We start from the raw sequence: 15,201 nt of genomic DNA on the forward strand, positions 1-15,201 counted from the left end.
TGAGATTAAAATTCAAGACATATAAAGGCGCGAGTATAAACTCTCATGTTGCATCGCCTTAATGTCGTTTTGAACGCTTGCCGCGCACAGGTGGCTTTCGTCTAGTTCTAGGGTTTTTTCTATGAGCCGGTTAAAAGGGTTTTGCAAGCTCAATAAGATTTTTTGCCCATCATTTTGGGATAAGGGGACGCTTTTAACGCAGTTAATTACCATGTTAGAAGTTTGCGCATAAAGATAATGCCTTAAAGCCTTTTTCAGTTCAATACCCAAACTCGCCGCAAAAACGCCATAGCTAGTGGCGTGGGTGGGATCTTTGGTTTGTTGAGCGTAAGCGTTAAAAAATGCGCCCATGTCTAATTCGTTCATGGCTTGTAAGGTTTTAATGAAACGATTGCCTAGCTTTTGATTGGCTAATCGTAATTCCATGGGGCTTGTGGATAGCCTAATAACTTCTTCAACCCCTAAGATTTTTTTTAAATCCTGTTGGAGGGTGCTTTCATAGGTGAGTTTCAAGCTCAGCATTTCCGTATAAAGGAACTGGCTAGAAAGATTGGCTTTTAAATACTCTAAAGCGCTTTCTTTATTGGTAACCTTTTTTTGCTGGATGTAAGTTTCTAGCCCAAAAGAATGCGTGTAAGAGCCAATAGGGAACACCGCATCATTGACTTGCAAGATCAGAAATTCGTTATCCACATGAGTATTGCTGTCTGTCTTTGGGGTTTTTGGGGGCGTACCCACGCTTTTTTTAGTGCTTTTCACGCTCTTTCCTTTATCCATTCTGTTATTTTTCTATTTCTTTTCTATTTTACGACCACTTTAAAATCGCTCGCTAGTGAGACCTTAAAATTAGGCTCACTATGGGGCATGCTCACGGTCAAGCGTTCTTTGGAATCCAGTTTTGAACTTAAAACACGATTTTGAACCCCTAGCTTTTCTAATAACGCTAGCGTGGGCTTTTCAAATGGTGTTTTAAATTCAAATTGAGACTCACCATAGTATAAAGTCGCATGGCGATTTCCTATTTCGTAGCATATTTTCGCTACTTCGGCCACGCTCTTGGCTTGGATGTGAATGACTTCAGAATCCAAGATATTAACGGCGATAATTTCCTTCTCTTCTTTAAATAAAATATCCCCTTGAGAGAGACCCAACTTGGGAGCGTCTTTAAGGCGTATGGCTATGTCTTTGCCTTGCCTGGTTTTAAAACGAGCGATCTTTTTCCTCGTTTCAAACCATTCTAAATCCACATAATCCACATTGAAATCCAAGGGGTTTAAATCCCTTAGATTGCCAACTAAACGCTCTATGATCATCTCACACCCAGTGTTGGATAAAGAGTAACCAAGCAGGGATCCAAGCGGTTAAAATACCCTCAATGATAGCAAGCCATGGAGTGAATTTCCCTAAAGGGATTTTCAAGATGTTTTCAATGAAAGCGGTAAGCCACAAAACACCCCAAGCCAACCATATGATCGCCCACCAATCGCCTTCAGTGATGCCTAACACTTTGTGGTCATCAAGCATATCGCTATAGTGGGATAAAATCGCAGCAGGAACAGTGTTGATCGCTACGAACAAGCTATACCAAGAATACGGCCTCCAATCTAAACCAAAAGTGTGGTTGATAGCCGCATACAAGTAGGTAAAACCAAACAATAACCCAGTAGCTGGCCCATAGAAACTAGTCAAATGGTGCGATACTTGAACAATATCTTCTGCACCTTCTACAGGGGCTGTAGGGTGGAGCGCAGAATAAGTGATGACCACCACATTACAAACAATGGAAAGTCCGCCCACAAAAAAGTTCATCACCGCAGTGCTTTTAGGATCGACTTTGGTTAATCCGCAAATCCCGTTGCTGATTAAAACAATCCCAACATATAACAATACAAGTCCTAGCATTGCCTTTTCCTTCCAAACAAAAATTTTTACAACAAACGCACCTTACGAATAACTTTTGTTGCTTGAGCTAATCATAAAGAAAAATAGTAAATTGACAAAAAATAAAACAAAAAAATAAGCCCCTAACTTTTAATAAATAATAAAAGTCAGAGAGCTTAAAAATAAGGATTAAGGAGCGTTGCTCCCAAAAATCCTAGAAAATGCTAAAGAGTTGCGCCAAGCTCACTTTATTGGCTGGTTTAGAAGTTACTTCTTTGCCATCCACGAACACATGGTAAGTTTCAGGATTGACTTCAATGTGAGCGGTAGTGTCGTTGAATTGCATGTCTTTTTTGGTGATGTTTCTGCAATTTTTTACCGGCAACACTTGTCTTTCAAGCCCTAATTCTTCTTTAATGCCTTTGTCATAAGCCGCTTGAGACACAAAAGTGATGTTTGCATCGTATTTAGCTTTACCATGGTGGGCGAACATTTCTCTGTAATAAACCGGTTGTGGGGTAGGGATAGAAGCGTTCGCATCGCCCATTTGACTTAACGCAATGAATCCGCCTTTGATGATCATGTTGGGTTTCACGCCAAAGAACGCTGGACTCCACAATACCAAGTCAGCCACTTTGCCCACTTCTACTGAACCGACATACTCGCTAATCCCATGAGCGATCGCTGGGTTAATGGTGTATTTAGACAAGTAGCGTTTGATCCTGAAGTTGTCGTTATCGCCTTTTTCTTCTTTCAAGCGGCCAAATTCTTTTTTGTTTTTGTCAGCTGTTTGCCAAGTTCTAGTGATAACTTCACCCACACGGCCCATCGCTTGAGAGTCAGAACTGGTGATGGAGAAAATCCCCATGTCATGCAAAGTGTCTTCAGCCGCAATGGTTTGAGGGCGAATCCTTGAATCAGCGAACTGGACATCTTCTTTAATGCTTTTATCCAAGTGGTGGCACACCATGAGCATGTCCATGTGTTCGGCTTCTGTATTCACGGTGAAAGGGATAGTGGGGTTAGTGGAAGCGGGTAGGATGTTATGTTCACCGGCCACTTTAATAATATCAGGAGCGTGTCCGCCGCCAGCGCCTTCAGTGTGGAAAGTGTGCATAGTGCGTCCGGCGATAGCTGCCATAGTGTCTTCTACACAACCAGCTTCATTCAAAGTGTCTGTGTGGATAGCGACTTGCACATCGTATTTGTCCGCAACATCTAACGCATGATTGATTGCAGAAGGAGTGGTTCCCCAGTCTTCGTGGATTTTAAAGCCAATCGCACCGGCTTCAATTTGATCAGCTAAGCTCGCATCGTTAGAAGCGTTACCTTTAGCCAAGAAACCTAAGTTCATAGAATATTCTTCAGCCGCTCTGAGCATCCATTTCAAATTTCTTCTACCTGGAGTGATAGTGGTTGCGTTAGTGCCATCAGCAGGACCGGTTCCGCCACCAATCATGGTTGTTACACCGCTTGCAAAAGCTGTAGGGATTTGTTGGGGTGAAATGAAGTGGATGTGTGTGTCAATACCACCAGCCGTTACGATTAAGCCTTCACCGGCTAGCGCTTCAGTAGCAGGACCCACGCTAAGATTGTTTTTAACGCCATCTTGCATGTCTTTGTTACCGCCTTTACCAATGCCAGCGATTTTGCCGTCTTTAATACCAATATCCGCTTTATAAATACCGGTGTAATCCACGATTAAAGCGTTAGTGATGATTAAATCCAGTTCTTCTTTGCTGGGGTTGTTGGATTGGCTCATGCCTTCTCTTAGGGTTTTACCGCCACCGAATTTAAGCTCTTCGCCATAAATGGTGTAGTCATGTTCTACTTCAGCGATCAAATCTGTATCGCCCAATCTCACTTTATCGCCTGTAGTAGGGCCATACATAGAAACATATTCTTTTCTGCTAATCTTTTTCATTTCTTACTCCTTAATTGTTTTTACATAGTGGTCATCGCTTTTAGCACCATGAAAACCACGCTCTTTAGCTCTGTGTAAAGCAATTTTTTTGCTTTCGTTGTCTGCTTGCCTATCAACCAATGCGTTAAATCCAAAGATTCTTCTGTTACCGCCAATGTCAATCAATTCCACGGATTTTTCTTCGCCAGGTTCAAATCTTACCGCTGTCCCGCTCGCAATGTCTAAGCGTTTACCGAAAGTTTTTTCTCTGTCAAAGTCTAAGCATCTATTCACTTCAAAGAAATGGAAGTGTGAGCCGATTTGAACCGGTCTGTCGCCAACATTTTTAACTTTCACGCTAACGGCTTTTTTGCCTTCGTTGATAGTGATGTCTTCATTTTTTAAGAATAACTCACCAGGCACTAATTTACCATTAGCCTCAATAGGGGTATGCACGGTTACGAGTTTGGTCCCATCAGGGAACATCGCTTCAATACCCACTTCATGGATCATGCTCGCCACACCATCCATCACATCATCCGGTTTTAAAAGAGTGCGCCCTTCTTGCATCAATTCAGCCGCACTTTTTTTACCAGCTCTCGCTTCTTCCATAATATGGGCACTAATCAAAGCTACTGCTTCTACATAGTTAAGTTTAATGCCTTTTTCTTTGCGTTTCCTAGCTAATTCTCCAGCGTAGTGGAGCATCAACTTATCTAACTCTTTTGGGGTGAGTTTCATCTCATTCTCCTATTCTTAAAGTGTTTTTCCTTGAAGACATAACGCAATCAAGGTTGGAGTAATTGTAGCAATGTTTTGATTTACTAAGATTAACAAAAGCGTTCATTAACTAATTATTATTTAAAATGAATTAGTGTTACAGTTTTGAAACGCTATAAAAGCGTTATTGGGAGCGCGTTTAATACCCCTTTAGAATTTATAAAAATCAAAAACCCGCAAAAAAATGAGAATTAAAATTGGAGTAATAATGGTGGCCACGACTGGACTTGAACCAGCGGCCACTACCATGTCAAGGTAGTGCTCTACCAACTGAGCTACGCGACCTTTATTTAAAAAAGGAAATTATGCCTTAATTTTGTTTTGTTTTTGCTTAAAAAAGAATTGTCTTAACAATAAAACGCCCACGCCCACATCTATCATGACATCAGCGAAGTTAAAAATGGCAAAATCAAACCCATAATGATAATACACATAATCCACCACGCCCCCATGCACAAACCGATCCAAAACATTAGAAACCCCAGCGCCAAACACCATGCCAAACTCTATCGCATGGCTTTTAAAAAGCTCCTTTTGGCGCATTAAAAAAATAAAAAGCCCTAAAATCAAAAGGATTTGCAAGTATTTTAAACCCCCCTCTAAAAAACTGAGCAAGGAAAACGCCACGCCTTTATTGAATACTAAAACAATATCTATAACCAAACTTTCATAGCGAAACCCCTCTAAAATAGCGTATTTAATCGCTTGATCCACGCCAAAGATAAGAAAAAAAACCCCTATAAAAACCAACAGGCTTTGTGGGGTGGTGTTTAGCACAAATGCCCTTCAAAAAACTCTTTTAATTCTTGCATTTTCAATTCGAGCAATTTTTCATCTTTGGCTTCTAAAAGGATTCGTAATTTGTTTTCAGTGCCGCTATAACGGATCAAATGGCGGATCTCTAGTTGGTCTAACTCTTTTAAAAGAGCGCTATAACCTTTCAGGCTTTCTAAAGGGAGTTTTTTTTGGATGTTCAAATTCGCTAGGCTTTGGGGGTATAATTCAAAGGGGTTTAACGCAACAGAGCTTACAAGCTTGCTTTCTAACACTAACGCGCTCACTTGCAAAGCACACACCAAGCCATCGCCGGTTTTAGCGTAATCGCTAAAAATGATATGCCCGCTTTGCTCGCCTCCAAAATTGGCTTTATTCAATTGCATGCATTCGCTCACAAACTTATCCCCAATCGCGCAATGCTTCAATTCTAAATCTTGGGATTTCAAGTATTCTTTAAGGGCTAGATTGCTCATGTTTGTAGCGACAATTGCTTGAGAAGAAAGGGCGTTTTTAGATTTTTGATAAACCCCTAACACCCCTAAAAGCTTATCCCCATGCACGATATTCCCTAAATTATCCACCACCACTAGCCTATCGGCATCGCCATCAAAAGCAAAGCCCAGATCCGCGCGGTATTTTTTCACTTCCTGGCTCAATTGGTTAGGGTGTAAAGCCCCGCATTGCTCATTAATGTTACACCCGTTAGGCTCATCATTAATCACTAACACATCAGCCCCAAGCTCGCTAAAAACGACCGGAGCCACCTTATAAGCCGCGCCATTAGCGGTATCTAGCACGATCCTTAAATTCTGTAAATTCAAATGTTTGGGGAAAGAGTGTTTTAAATGCACGATATAGCGCCCTATGACATCGTCTATCCTTTTAGCGCTACCGACGCTTTCGCCCACTTTATAGCTAGAATGCAGTAATTCTTCATCATGAAAGATTTCTTCAATCGCCTTTTCTTCTTCTTCTTTAAGTTTATAACCATAAGAATTGAAAAACTTAATGCCATTGTCTTCAAAAGGGTTGTGGCTCGCGCTTATCATAATACCCGCATCACAGCGCATATCTTCGGTTAAAAACGCAATCGCAGGGGTAGGCATAGGCCCTATTTGGATCACATTATAGCCTATGGAAGTGAGAGCGCTCACTAAAGCGTTTTCTACCATATAGCCGCTTTTTCTGGTGTCTTTACCGATTAGAATTTTATTCGTTTGAGAATGTTTTTTAAAATACAATCCGGCAGCAATGCCTAAACGCATCACAAACATGGGGGTGAGTTTCACCCCTGCTTTACCCCTCACGCCATCAGTCCCAAAAATTTTCATCGTTATAAAATACCTTTTAAACTATTTTTAATCAATTTTTAGGTAGAATTATGCCAAATTTTACATTACAAAGGGATTAAAACAAGGCTATGGCAAATCATAAGTCCGCAGAAAAGCGAATCAGACAGACCATTAAAAGAACCGAACGCAACAGGTTCTATAAAACTAAAATTAAAAATATCATTAAGGCCGTGCGTGAAGCGGTCGCTGTCAATGATGTAACAAAAGCTCAAGAGCGTTTGAAAATCGCTAACAAAGAGTTGCATAAATTTGTCAGCAAAGGGATTTTAAAGAAAAACACCGCTTCTAGGAAAGTCTCAAGGCTTAACGCTTCAGTGAAAAAAATCGCTCTCGCTTAGTTTTAGGGCGTTTTAACTTCTTTAAGCTCAGTAATGGGTTTTTATTATTGGGCTTCTTTTTAAGTTTTAGCATTTTTTAGATTGTTGTATTTTTCATTCACATCTTTTTATAGGTAGTTTGGCATGTCTATTCTAGCTGAAAAGCTTTCTTCCATTCTCAAACGATACGACGAACTCACAGCGTTGCTTTCTAGCGCTGAAGTGATTAGCGATATTAAAAAACTCACCGAATTGAGCAAAGAGCAAAGCTCCATTGAAGAAATCTCCATAGCGAGTAAAGAGTATTTGAGCGTTTTAGAAAATATCAAAGAGAATAAGGAGCTTTTAGAAGACAAGGAATTGAGCGAACTGGCCAAAGAAGAGTTAAAAATTTTAGAAATTAAAAAAAGCGAGCTAGAAACTGCCATTAAGCAACTCCTTATCCCCAAAGACCCTAACGATGATAAAAACATCTATTTAGAGTTAAGGGCCGGCACAGGGGGCGATGAAGCGGGTATTTTTGTAGGGGATTTGTTTAAGGCGTATTGCCGTTATGCGGATTTGAAAAAATGGAAAGTAGAGATAGTGAGCTCTAGCGAAAACAGCGTAGGGGGCTATAAAGAAATCATCGCTTTGATTAAGGGCAAGGGCGTGTATTCAAGGCTCAAATTTGAAGCAGGCACGCATCGAGTCCAAAGAGTCCCTGAAACAGAATCTCAAGGGCGAATCCACACTTCCGCTATCACAGTAGCGATCATGCCTGAAGTGGATGATGTGGAAGTTTCTATCAACCCTAGCGATTTAAAGATTGAAGTGTTTCGCGCTGGCGGGCATGGGGGGCAATGCGTCAACACTACAGACTCCGCCGTTCGCATCACGCATCTCCCCACCAATATCAGCGTGAGCATGCAAGATGAAAAATCCCAGCATAAAAACAAGGATAAAGCCCTAAAAATCTTAAAAGCGCGCCTTTACGAAAAACAAATTGAAGAGCAACAGCTCGCTAACGCTAAAGACCGAAAGGAACAAGTGGGCAGTGGGGATAGGAGTGAAAGGATCCGCACTTATAATTACCCGCAAAACCGCTTGAGCGAACATAGAATCAATTTAACTCTGTATAGTTTAGAAGAAATCATGCTTTCAGGGAATTTAGATGAAGTGATCAACCCTTTAATCGCTCATGCTCAAAGCCAGTTTGAATAAGACCATTACTAAAACGATAAAACAAAAGCGATAAAACAGCATTTTTTAAGATAGCCACCCATTACGACCAAAAACCCTAAAAGCTCTAAATTTTCGCCCCACCAAAACAGAGTAAAAGCTTCCATAAAATCTAGCTATAAATATAATTTTAAATTCTATATATATATATATAAATTAACTTTTAAAAAATAAAACGATTTATTTACCCCATTCTTAACAAAAATTCACTTTTTTGTGATATAACCCCAAAGCTTAATATTTGTAAAAGCGAATTGTATTCTGTAGAAGCGAATGTATGAAGACAACTCTAAAATTTTGATGACCCCCTATATTTTTGCGCCATAGCATGAATGCAATAAAAAAAGAAATCCTTAAGGATTTCTCACATTAAGGAGTTTTAAATGAAAAAAGTTTTTTTAGGTATGGCATTAGCCTTTAGTGTGTCTATGGCAGAAAAAAGCGGCGCGTTTTTAGGAGGGGGGTTTCAATATTCTAATTTAGAAAACCAAAACACCACCCGCACCCCAGGCGCTAACAATAACACCCCGATAGACACTTCAATGTTTGGCAACAATCAAACAGCCCCAACCTCTCAAACGCAAAGCACTTCCAAACCGGACACTAAAGTCAATCCAAGCACAAGCTGGATGAAAAAATAAGGGGGAAGTCATGAAAAAGTCATTCAAAAAATTAGGATTTGTCTCTTTGGCAACGAGTAGCGTGCTTTTAGGGAGCATGAATGCTAGCGATTTAGAAACTTACGCAGCATTGCAAAAACCATCGCATGTTTTTGGTAATTATGCTGAAAAGGATAAGGATAGTAAATTAACAAGCGATTCACCAACGCAACAACAAGCCCAAACTCAAGCCCAAAACACCGCTTCAAGCGACAGCCAAGAAGCGACAACACTGGAGAACACCGCTGCTAATGACAGCCAAACCGCCACAACTGATGAAACTTATACAAACAGCTCTGACACTACTGTAGCTGATGCGGCTAAAAAAGTAGAAACCGATAACACAGCCGTTCAAAACGATGAAAAAACTTTAAAAAACGCTGTAACTCAAGTTGAAAACGACGCTAAGGCTACAGATTTTAATGAAACCACTTTCACAAACGATCAAAAAGCAGAGCAAACCGCTGAATCAAATTTACAAAAGGCTGAAAATCAACTCACTAACGATCAAGATGCTTTAAAAACAGCACTAAAAGATCAGACACCACCAACCCCACCAACTAAAGAGGAACCAAAACACACCGCTTCAAGTGGCACACCAAGTTCAACAACCCCACCAGCTAAAAAAGATGAAACAAGTGGCACACCAAGCGCTAGTGGGAGTGCTGTGGCAAGCCAGCTAGTTAAAGATACCACTATGGTTAATAATTTTAAGAGCGTGAGCGTGAGCGCAATGAACACCACTTTAAGTGGGGTAGAAACCATGTCTAAACAAACCGCAACGATCAGCACTCTTTTAAGCGGTAATCCTAGTTTAGGCAGTGTGATTCCTAACGCTCAAGGGCTAAGCAGCGCGTTTAGCGCATTAGAAAGCGCTCAAAACACTTTAAAAGGCTATTTGGATTCTTCTAGCGCGACGATTGGGCAATTGACAAACGGCTCTAATGCGGTTGTGGGCGCGTTAGATAAAGCTATCAATCAAGTGGATATGGCTTTGGCTGATCTTGTTACAGCTGATACGCAAAAAACGCAAGCCGTTGTGCTTGCAACTGCTAGTAATAGCGCAACGACAACGACAGATGCCATCAATTTCTTAAACGCGCTAAAAACCAATCTAATGGCTCAAAAAGACGCTTTCATGAGCGTGCATAAAAACATTCAAACCGCTGTCGCTCAAGCCCAAGCAACCTACACGCCAAGCGTGATTAACACCAATAATTACGGGCAAATGTATGGGGTAGATGCGATGGCAGGGTATAAGTGGTTCTTTGGCAAAACCAAACGCTTTGGCTTTAGATCTTATGGATATTACAGCTATAACCATGCGAATTTAAGCTTTGTGGGGAGCCAGCTTGGAATCATGGAGGGCGCGTCTCAAGTGAATAACTTCACTTATGGCGTGGGCTTTGATGCGCTCTATAACTTCTATGAAAGTAAAGAGGGCTATAACACAGCAGGGTTGTTCTTAGGCTTTGGGTTAGGAGGGGATTCGTTTATCGTTCAAGGAGAGAGCTACTTAAAATCTCAAATGCACATTTGCAACAACACCGCAGGCTGTTCAGCGAGCATGAACACGAGCTATTTCCAAATGCCTGTTGAATTTGGTTTTAGGAGCAATTTTTCTAAACACAGCGGGATTGAAGTGGGCCTTAAATTGCCTTTATTCACCAACCAATTCTATAAAGAAAGGGGCGTAGATGGATCAGTAGATGTGTTCTATAAAAGGAATTTCTCTATCTATTTTAACTACATGATCAACTTCTAAGCCTTTTTCTTCTTTTCAACAGAGGGTTTTCTCTCTGTTGGTTTCTTTTTTTTTTGCGGTGTTTGTTTTGTTGTGTTGGGGGGGTTAGGTTTTTGTTTAAGAAAATTTTTTAAAACTAAAGAAGCGTTTAAAACAGAACCTTTTGTTTTGGGATTTGATTTTTTACTTTGGCTTGTTTTCAAAAGTCATTTTGATTTCTAAAAATAGTCTATAATGCTCGCAAGAGATATTTTTTAAGGTTATCAATGAAAGCTATAAAAATACTTTTTATAATGACACTCAGTTTGAACGCTATCAGCGTGAATAGGGCGTTGTTTGATTTAAAAGATTCGCAATTAAAAGGGGAATTAACGCCAAAAATAGTGAATTTTGGGGGTTATAAAAGCAGCACTGAAGAGTGGGGAGCTACTGCTTTAAACTATATCAATGCGGCTAATGGCGATGCGAAAAAATTCAGCGCGTTAGTGGAAAAAATGCGTTTTAACTCTGGCATCTTGGGGAATTTTAGAGCGCATGTGCGTTTGAGGCAAGCCCTAAAATTGCAAAAGAATTTGAAATACTGCCTTAAAATCATCGCTAGGGATTCTTTTTATAGTTACCGCACCGGTATTTATATCCCCTTAGGCATTTCTTTAAAAGATCAAAAAACGGCTCAAAAAATGCTCGCTGATTTGAGCGTGGTGGGGGCGTATCTTAAAAAACAACAAGAGAATGAAAAGGCTCAAAGCCCTTATTACAGGAGCAACAACTATTACAACTCTTACTATAGCCCTTATTATGGCATGTATGGAATGTATGGAATGGGTATGTATGGAATGTATGGCATGGGCATGTATGATTTTTATGACTTTTATGATGGCATGTATGGGTTCTACCCTAACATGTTTTTCATGATGCAAGTTCAAGATTACTTGATGTTAGAAAATTACATGTATGCACTCGATCAAGAAGAGATTTTAGACCATGACGCTTCCATTAACCAGCTTGATACGCCTACTGATGATGACAGAGACGATAAAGACGATAAATCCTTACAACAAGCAAATCTCATGAGCTTTTATCGTGATCCTAAATTCAGCAAGGATATTCAAACCAACCGCTTGAATAGCGCCTTAGTCAATTTAGACAACAGCCACATGCTCAAAGACAATTCGCTCTTCCACACTAAAGCCATGCCCACTAAAAGCGTGGATGCGATCACTTCTCAGGCTAAAGAGCTTAACCATTTAGTGGGGCAAATCAAAGAAATGAAGCAAGACGGGGCGAGTCCTAGTAAGATCGATTCGGTTGTTGATAAAGCTATGGAAGTGAGGGACAAATTAGACAACAATCTCAACCAACTAGACAATGACTTAAAAGATCAAAAAGGGCTTTCAAGCGAGCAGCAAGCCCAAGTGGATAAAGCCTTAGACAGCGTGCAACAATTAAGCCATAGCAGCGATGTGGTAGGGAACTATTTAGACGGGAGTTTGAAAATTGATGGCGATGATAGAGACGATTTGAATGATGCGATCAATAACCCTATACAACAACCTGCGCAACAAACGCCTACCAACAACATGGACAACACCCATGCGAATGACAGTAAAGATCAAGGGGGTAACGCGCTCATAAACCCTAACAGCACCACTAACGATGATCACAACGATGATCACACTAACACCACTGACACCGGCAACGCAAACGACACCCCCACTGATGATAAAGATGCTAGTGGCAACAATACCGGCGATATGAACAACACCGATACCGGCAACACTGACACCGGTAACACCGATGATATGAGCAACATGAACAACGGCAACGATGATACGGGTAACGCTAATGACGACATGGGTAATAGCAACGACATGGGTGATGATTTGAACAATGCGAACGACATGAACGACGACATGGGTAATAGCAACGATGACATGGGCGATATGGGGGACATGAACGACGACATGGGTGGCGATATGGGGGACATGGGGGATATGGGTGGCGATATGGGGAATTGAGATTAACCCCCCAATATCAAAGAGTGATAGCCAAAACTTAATATTTTTATTTATAATTCTTTTAAGGGGGATACTTTGGCGATAAATACCCCTTTAACCCCCAACTAACTCCCTTTAAGAACGCTTTTTAAAATCCAACCAAAGCTTTTTATCATCAAACTAGCGCAAAAAACTCCGTCCTTTAGGGTGCAAGATGTAAGTGCATAGCCATTAGGCTATATTCAAGCTAACAAAATACCTCTAGTCTTTTTAGGGTAAGAAATGCCCATGCAGACTTTAAAGAGTCTTTCGCATTAGCGTTCGTTAGGGTGCTTTAGTTAAAAAAACCCCTTGCTTTAGAAAAAGGGGGCGGTTCCACATTTTAGACGCTCAAAATTAAAAGCAGAAATCAAAATTTCTTCTTGCTCACATCTTCTAAAATGTCTTGGGAGATCCCATCAATTTTTGCGCTGACTTGTAAAGAATGGTTAGCGATAGTCAAATTATCCTGCACATCTTGTTGCAAAGCGTTAATGGAGTTGTGGATGTTTTCTACGCCCTTGTTTTGCATTTTGATAGACTCAGCGTTATCGGCGATGCTTTGAACTAAAATATTGATATTGGCTTCAATTTCGCTGAGGGATTTTTGCGTCCTTTCAGCGAGCTTCCTCACTTCATCAGCCACCACCGCAAAGCCTCTGCCATGCTCGCCGGCCCTTGCGGCTTCAATAGCAGCGTTTAGGGCTAATAGATTGGTTTGATCAGCGATGTCTCTAATCATATCCACCACGCTTTTAATGTCTTCGCCTTGAGAGATCATCTCTTGGCTTTTAGAATCAATCGTTGTAATAATATTAGTGATTTCTTCTAAGGATTGAGTGGTGTTTTTCAAGCTTCTTTCTTGTTTGTGGGCGGTTTTGGTTAAGTTATCCACGCAAGTTTTTAAGTCTTTGGATTCATGATTGAGCGCGTTCGCAAACCCTAAAGAAGCTTTAAGCATGCTAGAAATTTCTTGCCCTAAAGTGTTGAGTGCTTTTTCCATGTTGGCTTTAGGATCTTGGATATGGTGGGTGAAATCCAGGTTTTTATAATGCTCTAGGGCGTTATTTAGGGCTTCAATATTGGCGCCAATTTGGTTGCGGAAATACTGGATAATGCTATTAATCGTGTTTCTTAAAGCTTGCAAATCTTTGTTTTTAGGCACGCATGCGATTTCTTGCGTGAAATCCCCACTTTCCACAAAATTAGCCACTTCAATGCTGTTTTGAATGGCTTTACTATCGGCTTGAATGTTTTCTTGGGTTTTAAGAATGTTTTCATTGATGGAAGCTTGCATTTGCCCGATTTCATCATAAGCGCTTGGGGGCGTTAGGCTTATGGCATGGTTATTTTTGGGGTTATTGAGCAAGTTGAAAAAATCATTTAGGGTGTTATTGACCCTACTGATGCGTTTGGTTATGAGGCTAGAAATGATGATAAAGACTAAAAGGGCTAACACCAGCACGCCCACAATCAAAGTGGTGATGATAATGTATTTGGTGTTTGTCGCTTCTTGAAAGACTAGAGATTTGTTAATGTATTTCCCAATCGCCCAACGCCAATGATTGCCATTATTTTCTTTTCCTTCAAAAAAATCAAAGGGCTGTATGGCTAAAAAGGTTTCTGTATTCCCGCTCAATGAATGGTAGCTCAAAGTGCCCGCTTCGTTTTGATTGTAATACGCCACAGCTTTAGCGACTCGTTTGTCCGGATTGATAGCGCTTAAGATCTTATCTTGGATCTCACGATTAGGGTTGATTAAAAGCCTGCCGTCTTTCCCCATTAAAAAGGTGTTGCTCTTTTTCTTGCCTACCACATCGGTATAAAAAGCGTCAATGTTTAAAAAGAGATTCAGTGCGCCTATCACATTTTGATTTTTACCCGTTAGGGGGAGGGTAATATCCATGCCATAGATTTTATCGCCATTAACCTCTTTATAATAGGGATCTGAATGGGTTATACTTTTGAGCGAATGGATTTGATTGATCATGTTTTCATTAAGCGTGGTATTAGGGTAAGCGATTTTTGAATTGATGTTCATGGCAGTGATAACTCGTTCATTATTATTCGTATAAATCGCGCTAATCAATAACACATGGGGGTTTGCCAACAAAAACTCAGAGAGCATGCGCCTTTTTAGGGTGTCGTTGATAGCGCTATTTTCATCGCTTAAGAATTTTTCAAGGGTGTTAGCGCCAATAAAAATGCGCTTCATGATGTTTTGAATCTTAAAACTAGTCAGTCGGGCTTCTTTTTGCAGTAATTCCGTGGCCTGGTGTTGCAACACGCTTTCAACCTTGTAGTTGATAATAGCACCCATAACAGCGCTAATGATAATAACGACCGCACACACCATCATGACGATTTTAGAACCAATTCTTGTAGATTTCATTCCCTTTGCCCTTTTAAAACGAATTGATAGAGAATGATTATTATACATTAATTTTGAATTTTGAAATTTTAATAAAACAAGAGAGGACAAAAAGTAGAATAAAAGAGAGTCAAAGCCCCCCAAAGCCCCCCAAAACTCC

13 protein-coding genes and 1 tRNA gene are annotated in these 15,201 nt (G+C 40.5%); 5 read left to right on the plus strand and 9 right to left on the minus strand.

All coding sequences use genetic code 11. The annotated features are described in order from the left end of the window. Nucleotides 1–12 precede the first annotated feature (12 nt). The 8 genes from EAL44_RS01230 to glmM all read right to left on the minus strand — a co-directional run bounded on the left by EAL44_RS01230 (nucleotide 13) and on the right by glmM (nucleotide 6,672). Nucleotides 13–777 (minus strand): urease accessory protein UreF, encoded by a 765-nt coding sequence (locus tag EAL44_RS01230; protein ID WP_121073827.1) that lies wholly within the window; start codon nucleotides 775–777, stop codon nucleotides 13–15. Nucleotides 778–800: 23 nt separating this feature from the next. Beyond that, complete coding sequence (ureE, locus tag EAL44_RS01235; RefSeq protein WP_121073830.1) at nucleotides 801–1,313, minus strand: urease accessory protein UreE; 513 nt, start codon at nucleotides 1,311–1,313, stop codon at nucleotides 801–803. Nucleotide 1,314: 1 nt separating this feature from the next. Then, on the minus strand, nucleotides 1,315–1,902 hold the full coding sequence (gene ureI / locus EAL44_RS01240) for an acid-activated urea channel protein UreI (RefSeq protein ID WP_000901274.1): 588 nt from the start codon (nucleotides 1,900–1,902) through the stop codon (nucleotides 1,315–1,317). Nucleotides 1,903–2,095: 193 nt separating this feature from the next. Beyond that, complete coding sequence (ureB, locus tag EAL44_RS01245; protein ID WP_000724295.1) at nucleotides 2,096–3,805, minus strand: urease subunit beta; 1,710 nt, start codon at nucleotides 3,803–3,805, stop codon at nucleotides 2,096–2,098. Nucleotides 3,806–3,808: 3 nt separating this feature from the next. Beyond that, on the minus strand, nucleotides 3,809–4,525 hold the full coding sequence (ureA, locus tag EAL44_RS01250) for an urease subunit alpha (RefSeq protein ID WP_120877511.1): 717 nt from the start codon (nucleotides 4,523–4,525) through the stop codon (nucleotides 3,809–3,811). Nucleotides 4,526–4,773: 248 nt separating this feature from the next. After that, a tRNA-Val gene (locus tag EAL44_RS01255) sits at nucleotides 4,774–4,849 on the minus strand. An 18-nt stretch (nucleotides 4,850–4,867) separates the two neighbouring features. Beyond that, the gene (gene lspA / locus EAL44_RS01260) at nucleotides 4,868–5,341 is read right to left on the minus strand and encodes a signal peptidase II (protein ID WP_121073833.1); all 474 of its coding nucleotides are present in this window, start codon (nucleotides 5,339–5,341) and stop codon (nucleotides 4,868–4,870) included. Next, nucleotides 5,335–6,672, minus strand: coding sequence for a phosphoglucosamine mutase (glmM, locus tag EAL44_RS01265; RefSeq protein ID WP_121073837.1), 1,338 nt, complete (start codon nucleotides 6,670–6,672; stop codon nucleotides 5,335–5,337). Before glmM ends, lspA begins: the two co-directional genes overlap by 7 nt. Before the next feature lie 89 nt (nucleotides 6,673–6,761). Here glmM and rpsT point away from each other — a divergent pair, with 89 nt between their 5' ends. From rpsT to EAL44_RS01295, 5 genes are all read left to right on the plus strand, one after another. Further along, on the plus strand, nucleotides 6,762–7,031 hold the full coding sequence (rpsT, locus tag EAL44_RS01270; RefSeq protein ID WP_001273619.1) for a 30S ribosomal protein S20: 270 nt from the start codon (nucleotides 6,762–6,764) through the stop codon (nucleotides 7,029–7,031). Nucleotides 7,032–7,154: 123 nt separating this feature from the next. Next, nucleotides 7,155–8,213 carry a peptide chain release factor 1 gene (gene prfA, locus EAL44_RS01275; protein ID WP_121073840.1) on the plus strand — a complete coding sequence of 353 codons (1,059 nt, stop codon included), beginning with the start codon at nucleotides 7,155–7,157 and terminating at the stop codon, nucleotides 8,211–8,213. A 401-nt stretch (nucleotides 8,214–8,614) separates the two neighbouring features. Continuing rightward, a complete protein-coding gene (locus EAL44_RS01285) occupies nucleotides 8,615–8,872 on the plus strand; it encodes a hypothetical protein (protein WP_121073843.1) in 258 nt (85 codons plus the stop codon). Nucleotides 8,873–8,882: 10 nt separating this feature from the next. Continuing rightward, nucleotides 8,883–10,655, plus strand: coding sequence for an outer membrane beta-barrel protein (locus tag EAL44_RS01290; protein ID WP_121073846.1), 1,773 nt, complete (start codon nucleotides 8,883–8,885; stop codon nucleotides 10,653–10,655). Nucleotides 10,656–10,900: 245 nt separating this feature from the next. Beyond that, nucleotides 10,901–12,652 carry a dentin sialophosphopreproprotein gene (locus EAL44_RS01295; protein WP_121073849.1) on the plus strand — a complete coding sequence of 584 codons (1,752 nt, stop codon included), beginning with the start codon at nucleotides 10,901–10,903 and terminating at the stop codon, nucleotides 12,650–12,652. 388 nt (nucleotides 12,653–13,040) lie between these two features. Here EAL44_RS01295 and tlpC read toward each other — a convergent pair whose 3' ends face one another. Further along, the gene (gene tlpC, locus EAL44_RS01300) at nucleotides 13,041–15,062 is read right to left on the minus strand and encodes a methyl-accepting chemotaxis protein TlpC (RefSeq protein ID WP_121073852.1); all 2,022 of its coding nucleotides are present in this window, start codon (nucleotides 15,060–15,062) and stop codon (nucleotides 13,041–13,043) included. Nucleotides 15,063–15,201 lie beyond the last annotated feature (139 nt).

It is taken from the genome of Helicobacter pylori, assembly GCF_003637685.1.
Lineage (GTDB): Bacteria > Campylobacterota > Campylobacteria > Campylobacterales > Helicobacteraceae > Helicobacter > Helicobacter pylori_CJ.